Annotated in this window: 13 protein-coding genes and 2 tRNA genes; 13 read left to right on the top strand and 2 right to left on the bottom strand. The window is 65.7% G+C overall.

Annotation, left to right across the window (positions count from 1 at the left end; all coding sequences use genetic code 11):
* Window positions 1-2 precede the first annotated feature (2 nt).
* The 6 genes from J7E80_RS20960 to J7E80_RS20935 all read left to right on the top strand — a co-directional run bounded on the left by J7E80_RS20960 (window position 3) and on the right by J7E80_RS20935 (window position 4,460).
* On the top strand, window positions 3-1,352 hold the full coding sequence (locus tag J7E80_RS20960; protein ID WP_215054145.1) for a glutamate-5-semialdehyde dehydrogenase: 1,350 nt from the start codon (window positions 3-5) through the stop codon (window positions 1,350-1,352).
* A gap of 97 nt (window positions 1,353-1,449) precedes the next feature.
* Window positions 1,450-1,674 carry a hypothetical protein gene (locus J7E80_RS20955; protein WP_215054144.1) on the top strand — a complete coding sequence of 75 codons (225 nt, stop codon included), beginning with the start codon at window positions 1,450-1,452 and terminating at the stop codon, window positions 1,672-1,674.
* Between the two features lies 1 nt (window position 1,675).
* Window positions 1,676-2,347 (top strand): nicotinate-nucleotide adenylyltransferase, encoded by a 672-nt coding sequence (gene nadD, locus J7E80_RS20950; RefSeq protein WP_396020826.1) that lies wholly within the window; start codon window positions 1,676-1,678, stop codon window positions 2,345-2,347.
* A 7-nt stretch (window positions 2,348-2,354) separates the two neighbouring features.
* Window positions 2,355-3,782: a hypothetical protein gene (locus tag J7E80_RS20945; RefSeq protein WP_215054143.1), complete on the top strand. Its 1,428-nt coding sequence runs from the start codon at window positions 2,355-2,357 to the stop codon at window positions 3,780-3,782.
* Between the two features lie 58 nt (window positions 3,783-3,840).
* Complete coding sequence (gene rsfS, locus J7E80_RS20940) at window positions 3,841-4,242, top strand: ribosome silencing factor (protein WP_215054142.1); 402 nt, start codon at window positions 3,841-3,843, stop codon at window positions 4,240-4,242.
* 142 nt (window positions 4,243-4,384) lie between these two features.
* Window positions 4,385-4,460, top strand: a tRNA-Ala gene (locus tag J7E80_RS20935).
* 139 nt (window positions 4,461-4,599) lie between these two features.
* On the opposite strand, the gene J7E80_RS20930 is transcribed toward J7E80_RS20935, so the two are convergent.
* Window positions 4,600-5,007, bottom strand: coding sequence for a hypothetical protein (locus J7E80_RS20930; RefSeq protein WP_215054141.1), 408 nt, complete (start codon window positions 5,005-5,007; stop codon window positions 4,600-4,602).
* A gap of 283 nt (window positions 5,008-5,290) precedes the next feature.
* Between J7E80_RS20930 and J7E80_RS20925 the strand changes: the two genes are divergently transcribed.
* From J7E80_RS20925 to J7E80_RS20905, 5 genes are all read left to right on the top strand, one after another.
* Window positions 5,291-5,366: transfer RNA gene (locus J7E80_RS20925), tRNA-Ala, on the top strand.
* 123 nt (window positions 5,367-5,489) lie between these two features.
* Entirely contained in the window at window positions 5,490-5,840 is a 351-nt protein-coding gene (locus J7E80_RS20920; RefSeq protein ID WP_215054140.1) for a zinc ribbon domain-containing protein YjdM, read from the top strand.
* A 21-nt stretch (window positions 5,841-5,861) separates the two neighbouring features.
* Window positions 5,862-7,025 carry an NAD(P)-binding domain-containing protein gene (locus J7E80_RS20915; RefSeq protein WP_215054139.1) on the top strand — a complete coding sequence of 388 codons (1,164 nt, stop codon included), beginning with the start codon at window positions 5,862-5,864 and terminating at the stop codon, window positions 7,023-7,025.
* A 160-nt stretch (window positions 7,026-7,185) separates the two neighbouring features.
* A complete protein-coding gene (locus J7E80_RS20910; protein WP_215054171.1) occupies window positions 7,186-8,301 on the top strand; it encodes a methyltransferase in 1,116 nt (371 codons plus the stop codon).
* A gap of 176 nt (window positions 8,302-8,477) precedes the next feature.
* Window positions 8,478-9,680 (top strand): ROK family transcriptional regulator, encoded by a 1,203-nt coding sequence (locus J7E80_RS20905; protein WP_215054138.1) that lies wholly within the window; start codon window positions 8,478-8,480, stop codon window positions 9,678-9,680.
* A 21-nt stretch (window positions 9,681-9,701) separates the two neighbouring features.
* On the opposite strand, the gene J7E80_RS20900 is transcribed toward J7E80_RS20905, so the two are convergent.
* Entirely contained in the window at window positions 9,702-9,899 is a 198-nt protein-coding gene (locus J7E80_RS20900; protein WP_215054137.1) for a hypothetical protein, read from the bottom strand.
* Between the two features lie 501 nt (window positions 9,900-10,400).
* Here J7E80_RS20900 and J7E80_RS20895 point away from each other — a divergent pair.
* Window positions 10,401-11,381 carry a methylenetetrahydrofolate reductase gene (locus J7E80_RS20895; protein WP_215054136.1) on the top strand — a complete coding sequence of 327 codons (981 nt, stop codon included), beginning with the start codon at window positions 10,401-10,403 and terminating at the stop codon, window positions 11,379-11,381.
* 59 nt (window positions 11,382-11,440) lie between these two features.
* On the top strand, window positions 11,441-13,783 hold the full coding sequence (metE, locus tag J7E80_RS20890) for a 5-methyltetrahydropteroyltriglutamate--homocysteine S-methyltransferase (RefSeq protein ID WP_215054135.1): 2,343 nt from the start codon (window positions 11,441-11,443) through the stop codon (window positions 13,781-13,783).
* The last annotated feature ends 327 nt before the right edge of the window (window positions 13,784-14,110 follow it).

The following is a 14,110-nucleotide window of genomic DNA, read 5'->3' as shown; positions in this document are numbered from 1 at the left end:
TGATGACTGAGGCACTGATGAACCAAGCAGCAGAGACATCCACCGACGCTACGCAGGTCCCTTCCATGCCGGAAAACACCCAGACTTCGCCGGCCGAGGTCGAAGCGGCCGTGTACGCGATCGCCGACCGCTCCCGCCTGGCGGCACGCAGCATGTCCCGCGCCAACCGCGCCTTGAAGGATCAGGGCCTCCGTGCCATCGGAAGCGCCCTCCAGGAGCGCAAGGCCGAGATTCTTGCCGCCAACGTCAAGGACGTGGAAGCGGGCCGCGCGAACGGAACTTCGGCAGCACTCCTGGACCGCCTGACCCTGAACGACGCGCGGATCGACGCCCTCGCCGGCGCCCTCGAGAACCTTGCCGGCCTGCCCGACCCCGTCGGCAATGTTGTCCGCGGCCAGACCCTGCCGAACGGCCTGCGTCTGCGCCAGATCAACGTCCCCATGGGCGTAGTCGCGGCCATCTACGAAGCACGCCCCAACGTGACGGTTGATATCGCCGGTCTCGCGCTGAAGAGCGGCAATGCCGTGATCCTGCGCGGCGGCACCGCGGCGGCTGCCACCAACGAGGCCCTGATCGGCGTACTGCGCGAGGCCCTCGAGTCCGTGGGCCTGCCGGCGGACGCCGTCCAGACTGTTGACCAGTACGGACGTGAAGGTGCCAATGTGCTCATGCGTGCCCGCGGTCGTGTTGACGTGCTGATTCCCCGGGGCGGCCGTGAACTGATCCAGACGGTCGTGAACAATTCCTCTGTGCCGGTCATCGAAACCGGCGAGGGCAACGTCCACATCTTCATCGACGAGTCCGCCAGCGAGGACATGGCCGTGGAGATCCTCCTTAACGCCAAGACCCAGCGGCCGAGTGTCTGCAACACGGTGGAAACGCTGCTGGTCCACTCCGGCTCCGCCGTACTTCCGGCAGTGGCTGAGGCCCTCAGCAAGGCCGGCGTGCGGCTGCATGCCGATGACCGGATCCGGGCCGCGCTTCCCGCGTCCGTCGAGTCTGTGCCGGCCACCGATGAGGACTGGGCCACCGAGTACATGGACCTGGACCTGGCCGTCGCCATGGTGGACAGCCTGGATGAAGCCGTGAAGCACATCCGCACCTGGACGTCGGGGCACACCGAGGCCATTCTCACCAATGACCTGGCAAACGCTGAACGCTTCATCGCGGAAATTGACTCGGCAGCGGTCATCGTCAACGCCTCGACCCGCTTTACCGACGGCGGGGAGCTGGGTTTGGGTGCCGAAGTTGGCATCTCCACGCAGAAGCTGCACGCACGCGGTCCGATGGGCCTCACCGAACTCACGACCACTAAATGGATCGTGCAGGGCGAGGGCCAAGTCCGCGGCTAGCCCGCCGAACCGCCGCTAGCAACGCGGTAACATAGTACAGAAGTCCGGAACGGCGGGAATTTCCGCCGTCGTCATCCTTTCAGTCCTAGGGGAGAAAATGCTGCTCCAGCAGATCGCCGCGTCAGCCGCACATCATGAAGAACGGGCTCCGTTGTGGGCAGAACCGTGGGTCTTTGGCATTGGGATTTTCGCCATCCTGTTGGTGCTGATGTTCGTCACGTGGTCCTACACGAACCTGGGCAACCGGCACGCCGCGGTTGACGAGCACGCGGATCCGCACCGCCAGCACCCCAACAAGCACGATCACGGCCAGGGCCACTAAGATTTCTGCCGCATTGCACCACGGCGGCCAGCAACGCCGGCTGCGGCTGGGCGTGATGGGTGGGACATTTGATCCCATCCATCACGGCCACCTCGTTGCCGCCAGCGAAGTAGCCGCCAAATTCGGACTTGACGAGGTCGTATTCGTCCCGACCGGCCAGCCGTGGCAGAAGTCGAGTAAGAAGGTCAGCGAGCCGGAGCACCGGTATCTCATGACGGTGATTGCCACGGCCTCGAATCCGCGCTTCACGGTCAGCCGGGTTGATGTGGACCGTCCCGGTCCCACCTACACCATCGACACCCTCCGCGACCTGCGGACCCAGCGGCCGGACGCTGACTTGTTCTTTATCACCGGCGCGGACGCTCTGGCCCAAATTTTGTCGTGGAAAGACATTGACGAACTCTGGTCCCTGGCCCACTTCGTGGGGGTCACCCGTCCGGGACACGAATTGGACGGCATGGGCCGCAAAGATGTCAGCCTCCTCACGGTCCCGGCCATGGCCATTTCCTCAACGGACTGCCGTGCGCGCGTTGCCGCGCACAATCCGGTGTGGTATCTGGTGCCGGACGGCGTGGTTCAGTACATCGCGAAATACGGGCTTTACGCCGCACCGGCCGGCGAGCAGACCAGCTCCGCGCTTACCGAGACAGACAATCCCGCCAGCACTGAATGAGTTTTAGATGAGTCAGGAACAGCCACCCATCCGCAGCCGCCGTGAACTACGGAGGGCCAGAGATGAAGCCCAGGAAAAGACCCGGGACGCCAGCGCCACGGGTGCCGGTGAGGTAGCTCCTGCCACAAAACAACCAACCACGAAGCAGCCTGCCTCGAAGCCACCGGCCAGGACACAGCCAGTTTCGAAGCAACCGGCCCCCAAGCTACCCGCGGATTCCCGCAAGCCAGAGCCTGCACGCACCGGTGACACGGCGTCGGGGCGTATCCGCCGGGTAGCGCCCGGGCCTGTCGATTCCGTTCCGGCCAGCTCAGCAGCCGAACGCTCGTCCCAGATCAGGGCGAGGGACCGTGCTGCGCTCCGCACCATCAAGGAGCTGGCGGAAAAGGAAGGCCAGCTGTCCGGAGGCGGTCCACCCACGCGCCGCCAGCTCAGGCTGATGCAGCTGGAACAGGCCGTTACCTCAGCCATTCCCGTGGTCCCGCCGGCCGGCACGGCTTCCGCTCCTGCCCAAGACAATGGCCCCGCGCAACCAGCATCCGGCCACCCGCAAGCACAGGCGTCCGGTCAGCCGCACGCAGCGGCCAAGGCGCCGGCGAAGCCTAAGGCGCCCGCCCAGCCTCAGTCGCCGGCCGCCGTCCCAGCCCACCCGCATGCACCGGCCGAGGCACCAGCGCCGCCCCAGACGGCGCCGAAATCGGCCATGGCGTCCGAAGACGACGGGCTGCCCCATGGCATGACCGTCGAGCAGGCACTTGGGGCCCGTGCCCTCATCGCCGAGCAGGCCAAGAACCAGATCGCCAAGATGGAGCACATCGCGGCAACGGACCCCGAAGCCGTGGACCCTGAGATCCTGGCCCAGCAGATCGCCCTTGCCGAGCGTGCGGCCATACTCAACAAGCGGGCCCTGGCCAAACAGAAACTGGCCGAAAAGAACACCCCGCAGCAGCCGCAGGACGGTCCCTCCACAGCCAGCAACCTTGCCATGGTGACGCCTCTGGAGTTTGTCCAGGTGCCGGGTGTGGACCGCCCCGTCATGAAGCGTCCGGCCACTTCCTATGTTCCGGTGGTAACCAACCCGGGACCGCGCATACCCTCGCGGGGCACCCGCCCAGCCAAGGCTGCCCGGCCAGGCGGCAGCACGCCGTCGTCCGGACGCGCCCGGGTGATCGCCCGGGCAGAGGCAGCGGCCCGAGCCGCATCCGAACCAGCCAGCCATGAGGGCAAAGCCTGGGACACCGAGACGAATGAGGAGTTGGCAGGGCTGCCGCCGGTGGCAGCGAAATCCGCCTATGGGCTGGAACCGCTGGATGCCGCCACCGCCGGCCTTGCCCGGGCGCACCGGCTCAGGCTCCTCCAGTTGGGGGTGCTGGCCCTCGGTGCCATCGCTCTGATCACCGGCATCATCATGATCATCAGCGGTCTTTCTGGCTGACGTCAGCACTTCACATCAGGTTTTACACCACTACGTTTTACCCCACTCAAGGAGTCCCGTGACTGCATCTGATTCATCCATCGCCACAGCCCGACACGCAGCGAGGGCCGCGGCGGACAAGATTGCCCAGGACATCGTCGCCCTGGACGTCAGCGAACGCCTGGCGCTGGCGGACGTTTTCCTGATTGCCTCCGCCCCCAGCGAACGCCAGGTCAACGCCATCGTGGACGGCATTGAAGAGGAGCTCATCAAGCAGGACCTCCGTCCCGTGCGCCGTGAAGGCCGCTCGGCCGGCCGCTGGGTCCTGCTGGACTACTCCGATGTTGTGATCCATGTCCAGCACGAGGAGGACCGCGTCTTCTATGCCCTCGAGCGGCTTTGGAAAGACTGCCCCATGGTCGACCTGCAGCTGGGCGACGACACCTCTGCCAAGGCGCCCGCGACCTCAGAATCGGAGTAGACGGAGCCGGACAGTGTCGAATATGCCCGATTTGGAATTTTCGGAATCGCTGTTCTAAGATATTTGAGTTGCTTCGGAGAGATCCGGACAGAAGGACGGGCCCCGAGGCGGAAGCCGAAGGTGCCGGAGCGGCGAAAATTTCGGGGCTGTGGCGCAGCTGGTAGCGCACCTGCATGGCATGCAGGGGGTCAGGGGTTCGAGTCCCCTCAGCTCCACCAACAACCGCTGGAACCAGTCAAGGCCTGGTTCTAGCGGTTTTTTTGGTTCGGCACCTAAACCATAGCCTCCCTCAGCCCATGTCCGCCCCCAATCCTCGGATGTCAGGGCTTGAGAACATGGTGCCCTTAGCCGGTGGCATCAGCCGGGCGTCCCTTCGCCGGATGCAGGACCGTTCGGTTGCTGGGCGGGCAGATGGCCCTGCCGTGCGGCCTCCCGAACGAGCAGCCGGATGTTCGCGAACAGTACGGCTTTCACAGCGGCCGGGTCCGGCTTGTGTCCGCGCCTCAGCGCCTGTTCGACCTTCCGGCAGTATCCTTCGAGTCTCAGGGCTCCCGCAATGGCGGATGTGACTCTCAGGCTCACGAGCGCTTCGAGGGCCGATGCGGGATCCTCAGCGGCAAGGCCCCGCATCACCGAGGCCGCGCGCTTAGGCAGCAGCTGCAGGTACTCGTCAAAAAACGTCTGGGCAGTCCGGAGTCCGGCCTCGTCCGCCATTGACTGCAGCGCGGCGCTGTCCAGCACGGGCAGCTGGTGATCGTCCGCCACTGGTGTCTCCTGGGATCCCTAAGGGTGCCGCGGCGCTGCTGCACCGCTCCTTGAAATGCTCCGGTAAGGACCTCAAGGCCGCGGGAGTGACTCACGCAGGTTCGGATCAAGAATGCCTCCACGCCGGTCGTTCAGAAATCCACGTAGCGCGGATCCCTGCGGACATCACCGGAACCACAACCACGAGAAGGCCCTCGCGCCGTCCGATTCGCTTCCGGGAGGATTGTGCATTACGCTATTCAGGTTGCTTCCGGGAAACACAAAGACCGGCAGGAACGAGTTCGGGGCTGTGGCGCAGCTGGTAGCGCACCTGCATGGCATGCAGGGGGTCAGGGGTTCGAGTCCCCTCAGCTCCACCACGAACAACGCAAACGAAGGGCCGTCCCGCGGGGCGGCCCTTTGTGCATGCCCGCCTGCTGCCGCCGCCTCCCGCCGCCGCCTCCCCGCCGCTGGCGCTCCCATGCGACGACTAGGATAGGGACGTGAACGAGACGCTTCCTCCCTGCCCTGAATGTTCCAGTGTGCACACGTACGAGATGGGCGCCCTCCTCGGATGCCCCGAGTGCGGCCATGAATGGTCAGGTACAGCGGCTGAAGCCGACGCGCCGGGGGAGCGCGTCATCAAGGACGCCGTCGGCAACGTGCTGGCCGACGGCGATACCGTCACCGTGGTCAAGGACCTCAAGATCAAGGGCAGTTCCACAGTCATCAAAGTCGGCACCAAGGTGCGCGGCATCCGCCTCCTGGACGGCGTGGGCGACCACGACATCGACTGCAAGGTGGACGGCGTGGGTCCCATGCAGCTGAAGTCCAGTGTCGTGAAAAAGGTCTAGGGACAGGTCGTAGGAACTGCCATGGAAACGGCCGTGAGGGTTGCCGACGTCGTCGTGATCGGTGCCGGACAAGCCGGCCTGTCGGCTGCCTACCATCTGGCCCGCCGCGGCTTTGTGCCCGCGCCTGCCAGGGCCGGCGCCGGGAATGAAACCGAGGCCGGCGGCACGGATTCTTCCCCGCGCACCTATGCCGTGCTCGACGCCGAGGATGGCCCCGGCGGTGCCTGGCGCCACCGCTGGAAGAGCCTTCGGATGGCTACGGTCAACGGCATCAGTGACCTCCCCGGCATCCCGCAGCCGGAGATCGATCCGGCTGAGCCCAGCTCGGCGTTCCTCACCCGGTACTTCGCCGGCTATGAGCGCGAACTGGGCCTGGCCATCGAGCGGCCGGTCAAGGTGGGCGCAGTGTCGCGCGAGGACGATGATCCCGCCGGGCGGCTGAGAATCAGGACGTCCGACGGCGAGTGGTCGGCGCGCGCCGTCATCAACGCCACGGGCACGTGGACCAGGCCGTTCTGGCCGATCTATCCGGGACAGTTGACGTTCAAGGGGCGCCAGCTCCACGTGGCCGACTACGTCTCAGCCCACGAGTTCCGCGGTCTGCACGTGATCGTGGTGGGCGGCGGCATTTCCGCCGTCGGACTCCTGGACGAGATCTCTCTGGTGACGTCCACGAGCTGGTTCACCCGACGGGAACCCGACTGGCGGGACGCCGAGTTCGACCGCCAGGCGGGGCACGATGCCGTCGCCCTCGTGGAGGAACGGGTCCGGCAGGGGCTCCCGCCGCAGAGCGTTGTCGCCGCCACCGGACTCATGTGGACGCCATCGCTGAGGGCGGCCGCCGCACGCGGCGTCCTCGACCGGCGCCCAATGTTCACCGCTATAGAGCCCAACGGCGTGAGGCTGGCCGATGGGAGTTTCCTCGCCGCCGATGTGATCCTGTGGGCCACCGGATTCCGGGCCGAGTTGGAACACCTCGCGCCGCTGCACTTGCGCGGACCGGGCGGCGGGATTGCCATGAACGGCACCCAGGTCGCCGCTGAACCGCGCGTACATCTGGTGGGTTACGGCCCGTCGTCGTCCACCATCGGCGCCAACCGCGCGGGCCGGGCCGCCGTTGCTGGACTCCTGAAGCTCCTTGAGGCGCAGCAGGTTAATGTCGTTGGTGAGCAGCCGGTTAGTTGACGCGCAGCCCGTTGAAGCAGTTTCACGGTAAGTTTGCTCAGGAGCCTGCCCGGTCGGGGGCAGAACCACTGGGCATAAGCAAGACCAGCGGCAGAGGCACACGGCAAGGAACAGGCGGCGGCAACACGTGACGGAGAAAAGCCTTGGCGACCTTCTGGGCATGCTGCGGAGGTACCCGGACGTCGAGGCCGCAAACCTGCAGGCTTGGGACGCCACAGACACGCTCCTGCTCGAGGCAGCAGCGAACCTCCTGACGACTGAGAGTGACGTGGCCGTTATTGGGGACCGCTACGGGGCTCTCACGCTGGGACTGCTCTCCGGCATTGCGTCTCCCGGGCCGGCGCGTGTTCGCGTGCACCAGGACCTCATCACGGGCGAGCATGCCCTGCGAAACAACGCGGCAGCCCTCGGCATAGACACTGCGTTCGACCAGTTGCCCCTCGGCGCAGCGCTGCTGGGCGGCGCCGATCTCGTTCTGCTCCAGCTTCCCAAGACCCTCGCGGAGCTCGAGGAAATTTCCGACGCCGTGGCCCGGCACGCCTCGCCCGGAACCACGCTTCTCGCCGGCGGGCGGATCAAGCACATGTCCCTCGGTATGAACGCGGTGCTGGGGCGGTACTTCGACGCCGTCCAGCCGCAGCTGGCCCGGCAGAAATCCCGGCTCCTCGTTGCCTCGGGGCCCAAACCCGTGGCGCCGGACCCGCAATATCCCGTCACCGAACACAACACCGAACTCGATCTCGACATATGCGCGCACGGGGCGGTTTTCGCCGGCACCAGGCTGGATATCGGAACGCGCTTCCTGCTGGAGTTCCTCCCCGAGATCCCGGGGGCAAGGCGCGCGGTCGATCTGGGGTGCGGGACCGGCATTCTGGCCGCCATGTATGCGCGCTCCCATCCGGAGGCGGCAGTCATAGCCACAGACCAGTCGGCGGCCGCGGTGGCGTCCGCACGTGCCACGGCGAAGGCGAACGGACTGGCCGGCCAGATCACGGTGCTTCAGGACGACGCCATGAGCTCCCTGCCGGCCGGCAGCGCCGACCTCATCCTGCTGAATCCTCCCTTTCACCTCGGTGCCAGCGTGCATGCGGGGGCAGGGATCAAGATGTTCGAGGCTGCTGCCCGGGTACTGGCTCCGGGCGCTGAACTCTGGACTGTCTTCAACAGCCATCTGCACTACCTGCCGGCTCTTGAAAGGCTGGTGGGGCCGACCCGCGTTAAGGGCAGGAACCCGAAATTCACGGTGGCTGTCAGCGTCAAAAACCATGGCCGATAATCGCCGCCTTCGGGCGCGCTTGGCCACCCTGCCGTTGCCCGCGCGTGGGACATACCCGTATACCCGCAGGTAACGTACCATTCAGACATCGATAGTGGCCCGCCAACGATGCTTTAGGGGATTCATTGACCGAGATCCGCCAGCCCTCACCGAGGCGCGGAACAAACCTGCCCCGCATGGGTGACTTCAACCTGACAGTCATCCTGGATGCGATCCGGCGCTCATCCGGAGGGCTCAGCCGCGTTGAGCTGGCGCAGATCGTCGGACTGTCCCCGCAGACAATCTCGAACATTTCCCGCCGCCTGCTGGACCAAAGCCTCATCGTCGAAGCGGGGAAAGAGGGGAGCGGGCCAGGCAAACCGCGGACCATCCTTCGCCTCAACCCGTCCGGGATGTACGCCGTGGGCGTCCACCTGGATCCCGCCGTCGCAACTTTCGTGCTGCTGGACCTCGTCGGTGCGGTGGTTCAGCATTCGCAGATCAAGACCCCGGACGACGGCGCGCCGGATATCGTCATCTCCGCCATCGCCGCGGAGATCGAACAGTTGGTAAAAGCGTCCGGTGTGGACCGGGAAAAGATTGCCGGCCTGGGGGTGGCTGCGCCGGGACCGATCGACCACGACCACGGAATGGTGGTGGAGCCGCCGCTGCTGAAGGGCTGGGACCGTGTTCCGCTCCGCGATGCGCTGGCCGACGCCACGGGAATGTCGGTCCTCATGGACAAGGACGTCACCAGCGCCGCCGTTGCGGAAACCTGGGCCGGCGGCGCGAGCGGCACCGGCAGTTTCGTCTTCATGTACATGGGCACGGGCATCGGCTGCGGCATCGTCCTGAATGACGAAGTGGTCCGCGGCACGTCCGGTAACGCCGGCGAAATCGGCCACATCATTGTCGACCCGGATGGCCCGCCCTGCGACTGCGGGCTCCGCGGCTGCGTAAAGTCGTCCTGTATCCCCCAGGTCCTGGTGGCTGAGGCCCGGACCGCCGGGCTCCTGGATGTAGCGGGACCCCTGTCCAGCGGACCGGCCGTGCAGGAAGGATTTGCCAGGCTGTGCGAGGCAGCCGACGCGGGGAACAGTGCCGCCGTGGCGATCATTGACAAGTCTGCGGTGCTCGTGGCCCGCGCGGCGGCGGTCGTTGCGAATACCCTCGACGTTGACCGTGTGGTCTTCGGCGGGCCGTTCTGGGGTCTGTTGTCCAAGCGCTACCTGGACCAGGTTCCCGAACTGATCAGGCAGAACAGCGACGCCGGAAATATCCATGCCATCGAAGTAGTGGGCACCGGTGTGGGGGAGGATGTGGGTGCCGTGGGCGCTGCCTGCCTTGTCCTGGAACACACACTCGCGCCGCGCGCCCAGCGGCTGCTGCTGGAAGGCTGATCCTCCAGGGCGGGCGGAAGCCTAGTCGATGTCCTCCACGATCGTTCCGTAGGGAATCGTGTCATCAAGATGCGCCTGGTGACCGCGGGGAATGAACAGCACGCGGACGCCATGAAGCTTGTCAGCGGCGGACTGCAAGAGGACAGGGCGAACAGTGTCAACGAACCTTGGATCTTTGCCGACGAGATATTCCTCATAGCTGGCTGGTAGCTGGATCATGGCAAAAGAATAGACCCGTTCCTGCCCCGAGGGGAGGGGCGCGGGTCCCGCAAAGGCCCTCGAAGGCGCGCCGGGCCCTGCCCGGCGCTGCGGGAGGGCGGTAGAATCTTGTGGCAGCCGGCCTGCGAAAGGCCGGTACGGGCGGGTTCAGCGAACAATATTCTGTCCGGTGCAACCGGACGGGCGTAAGACTGCGTCTTAATTCGGTGCCCGACTTGAACAGGCCCAATGCGGCTTCTAGAGTTCTATACAAGTTACCGAGGTAACGTGTCAGCGATCCTCCGCTGTGGTATGCCGCCAGCCGGCAGCCAAGGAGGGTGTGGGTGCCCCCATGTGGGCCTGACATTTGCTCACGGACTTGCTTCTATTCAGGCGTAACAGTCGCGGCTGCGCCCTGCCGAAGTTCGTTCCGTGTTCCCCAAACTCAATTCATTGACCGCATACTGCCACGGGCAACGCCACGGCAGTCCAGCCTTCAATGGCCCATAGCCAAGGACGCAAATGTCACCACCTAGCCTTATTGACACCCATCCAAATCTTTCCGACACGGCCCCCGTCGCGCTGTCCTATGAGCTCTTCCCGCCGCGTTCTCCCGCAGCCGCCGAGACGCTCTGGACCACTATCCGCGAGCTGGAGACCACCGACCCCGACTACGTGTCTGTCACGTACGGTGCCAGCGGCTCCAACCGGGACACCGCCGTCGAGCTTGTCAATCGCCTGGTCCTGGAGACCACGCTCCGTCCGCTGGCCCACCTGACCTGCGTGGGAAACACGCCTGCAGAGCTCGCGGATGTCATCGGCGAGCTGCTGGACGCCGGGGTGCGCGGCATTCTGGCACTCCGCGGCGACCAGCCCAAGGACAGCGGCAAGCCGGTGAGCGGCTCCCTCCGTTACGCCCAGGATCTGATCGAACTGATCCGCCGGGTAGAGCAGCGGCGTTCGGCCCTGCTGTGCGCGGGCAAGGTCGCTGTCGGCGTGGCAGCCTATCCCACGAGGCACCCGGAATCCCCGAGCGAGGCGCACGACGTCGAGGTGTTGCTGGCCAAACAGCGCTCCGGCGCCGACTTCGCCATCACCCAGGTGTTCTTCCACACGGAGCAGTACGCGGACCTTATCGCGAGGGCCCGCCGCGCCGGGGTCACCATCCCCATCATTCCCGGCGTCATGCCGCTCACGAGCCTGCGGCGGCTGAAGCGCCTGGGCGAGCTGACCGGCGTCGAACCGGCACCGGAACTCATCGAGCGGCTCGCCGCGGCGGATTCCGACGCTGAGCGCATGCGCATCGGTGTGAGCGCCACGGTGGACCTGGCCAACGCTGCCCTGGACGCCGGAGCGCCCGGCCTGCACTTGTACACGTTCAACGAACACCAGAGCGCGCTGGAGGTTCTCGACAAGCTCTCGCTGGGGAGGCCCACCCGCTCGGCCAGCCGCCTCAATGCCATCGCCCGCCGTCAGCTGGAAAACCTGACAACTGCCAGCTGACGATGCCGCCAGCCAGCACCACGAACTGCAAATTTTCCCAACCATTCAAGGAAATTCACATGACTGAACAGAACATCCCCGTGACCACTCCGTTCCCGTCCGCCTCGATCCTGGGCTACCCCCGCATCGGCCGCCGCCGCGAACTGAAGAAGGCCGTCGAAGCCTACTGGACCGGCAAGATCGACGCCGCCGCCCTTGACGCCGCCGCCAAGGAAATCCAGCTGGGCACGGCGAAGCGCCTGCAGGGCCTGGGCCTCACCGAGGCCGCAGCCGTTCCGGGCACGTTCTCCTACTACGACCAGGTGCTCGACGCCGCCGCGCACCTCGGCGCTGTTCCGGCCCGTTTCGGTAACCTCCTCAACGGCGAAGGCCAGCTCGACATCGACGGCTACTTCACCCTTGCCCGCGGCAACAAGGAACAGCAGCCGCTGGAAATGACCAAGTGGTTCGACACCAATTACCACTACCTCGTGCCGGAAATCGGCCCGGAGACCAACTTCGCGCTGACCTCCAACCGCATCGTCGAAGAGTTCGAATACGCCCTCGCCAATGGCGTGGAGACCCGCCCCTACATTGTGGGACCGGTGACCTTCCTGCTGCTCAGCAAGGCTTCCGACGACGCCCCGGCCGGATTCAGCCCGCTGTCCCGCCTCGAGGACGTCCTCCCCGTCTACACCGCGCTGCTCGAGAAGCTTGCCGCTGCCGGCGCCAGCTGGGTCCAGCTGGACGAGCCCGCCCTCGTGGTTGACCAGGACACCTCTGCGCAGGAGATCCAGGCAGCTGTCGCCCGGTCCTACGAAGTTCTCGCCGCCGCGGCCAAGCGCCCGCAGCTGTTCGTCTCCACCCCGTACGGCGCACTCAACGGCCAGCTGGGAACCCTTGCGGCAACGAACATCGACGCCCTGCACATCGACGTCTTCAAGGGTGCCGTTCCGTCCGCCGCTGCGCTTGCCGCCCTGGGCAACAAGACTCTCGTTGCCGGCGTTGTGGACGGCCACAACATCTGGCGCAATGACCTGCAGGCCTCCGCTGACAAGATCGCCGAGCTGCAGAAGAGCGTCACCAAGCTCGCCATCAGCACCTCAACCTCCACCCAGCACGTCCCGCACGACGTTCAGGAAGAGGCGCAGCTGTCCGAGCAGCTCCGCAGCTGGCTGGCCTTCGCCGACCAGAAGGCCGTTGAGGTTGTCACCCTTGCAGGCCTCCTGACCGACGCCGCCGCCGTTCAGCCGGCCATCGACGAAGCCACCCGCATCATCGCCTCCCGCGCCGCCGCCGAGGGCGTGCAGCGTGCCGACGTCCGGGCCCGCACCGCGGCCCTGACCTCAGCAGACTTCAACCGCTCCGAGTACGGTGTCCGAGAAGCAGCCCAGGAGAAGGCCCTCGCCCTGCCGCCGCTGCCCACGACCACCATCGGTTCCTTCCCGCAGACGTCGGAGATCCGTACCGCCCGTGCCCGCGCCAACAAGGGCGACCTCACCACAGAGCAGTACGAGCAGCTCATGAAGGATGAGATCAAGCGCGTTGTTGAGCTGCAGGAAGAGCTCGGCTTCGACGTTCTGGTGCACGGCGAGCCCGAGCGCAACGACATGGTCCAGTACTTCGCCGAGAACCTCGAGGGCTTCGACGTTACGGTCCACGGCTGGGTCCAGTCCTACGGCTCACGCTGCACCCGTCCATCGATCCTCTGGGGCGACGTCACCCGCAGCGCCCCCATCACGGTCGAATGGGCCAAGTACGCCCAGTCCCTCACTAACAAGCCGATGAAGGGCATGCTCACCGGCCCGGTCACCATCCTCGCCTGGTCCTTCGTCCGCGACGACCAGCCGCTGGGTGAAACCGCCAACCAGGTCGCCCTCGCCCTGCGTGACGAAATCGCCGACCTCGAAGCTGCCGGCATCAAGGTCATCCAGGTGGACGAGCCCGCCCTGCGCGAACTCCTGCCGCTGCGGAAGGCCGACCAGGCCGCATACCTGGACTGGTCCGTGAACTCGTTCCGCCTGTCCACCGCCGGTGCAGCTGACGAGACGCAGATCCACACCCACCTCTGCTACTCCGAGTTCGGCGCCATCATCGACGCCATCGACGGACTGGACGCGGACGTGACCTCCATTGAGGCAGCACGCTCACGCATGGAGGTTGTCCACGACCTCGAGTCGCACGGCTTCGGCCGCGGCGTTGGCCCGGGCGTTTACGACATCCACTCGCCGCGCGTTCCGGGCGAGCAGGAAGTCACCGAGCTGCTCAGTACCGCCGTCAAGCACGTCCCGTCCCGCCAGCTGTGGGTCAACCCGGACTGCGGCCTGAAGACCCGCGGCTATGCCGAGACCGAAGAGTCCCTGCGTAACCTCGTCGAGGCCACCAAGACGGTTCGCGCAGAACTGCTGGAAAGCGCAAAATAAGAATGTAGCCGCTGATCGAGCTTGAGACTGCTGATCGAGCTTGTCGGGATCCAGGTTTCGGCAAGCTCAACCAGTGGAGCGTTCGGCAGGTTCAGCCAGCACCACGTACGACGGCGGGCGGGCACCTCCAAGTGACCGCCCCCCGCCGCCCTTAACTCATCGATTGCCGAGAAAAAGCCCCATTCGACCCGCCTAAAGGGGGTTTTTCGGCAATCGATGGAGGATTTAATAAGGATTCCCCACCAATTTTTCGTTCCCCGCCCCCGTCTTTCTCCGCGCCGGCCACCCACCCTTCGTCGGTGGAAGGGGGGGCGGGGGGGAAGGCGG

The sequence above is a fragment of the Arthrobacter sp. ISL-28 genome (assembly GCF_018613875.1).
Taxonomy (GTDB): Bacteria; Actinomycetota; Actinomycetes; order Actinomycetales; family Micrococcaceae; genus Arthrobacter.
Note: the sequence above shows the minus strand (reverse complement) of the source record. Positions and strands in the feature narration are given on the sequence as shown.

Excerpts from the sequence above, each read along its gene's own strand:
- J7E80_RS20960 (WP_215054145.1), top strand. The coding sequence starts at position 3 with ATGACTGAGGCACTGATGAACCAAGCAGCAGAGACATCCACCGACGCT.
- J7E80_RS20955 (WP_215054144.1), top strand. The coding sequence starts at position 1,450 with ATGCTGCTCCAGCAGATCGCCGCGTCAGCCGCACATCATGAAGAACGG.
- J7E80_RS20945 (WP_215054143.1), top strand. The coding sequence starts at position 2,355 with ATGAGTCAGGAACAGCCACCCATCCGCAGCCGCCGTGAACTACGGAGG.
- J7E80_RS20915 (WP_215054139.1), top strand. The coding sequence starts at position 5,862 with ATGGAAACGGCCGTGAGGGTTGCCGACGTCGTCGTGATCGGTGCCGGA.
- J7E80_RS20910 (WP_215054171.1), top strand. The coding sequence starts at position 7,186 with ATGCTGCGGAGGTACCCGGACGTCGAGGCCGCAAACCTGCAGGCTTGG.
- J7E80_RS20905 (WP_215054138.1), top strand. The coding sequence starts at position 8,478 with ATGGGTGACTTCAACCTGACAGTCATCCTGGATGCGATCCGGCGCTCA.
- J7E80_RS20900 (WP_215054137.1), bottom strand. The coding sequence starts at position 9,899 with ATGATCCAGCTACCAGCCAGCTATGAGGAATATCTCGTCGGCAAAGAT.
- J7E80_RS20895 (WP_215054136.1), top strand. The coding sequence starts at position 10,401 with ATGTCACCACCTAGCCTTATTGACACCCATCCAAATCTTTCCGACACG.
- metE (WP_215054135.1), top strand. The coding sequence starts at position 11,441 with ATGACTGAACAGAACATCCCCGTGACCACTCCGTTCCCGTCCGCCTCG.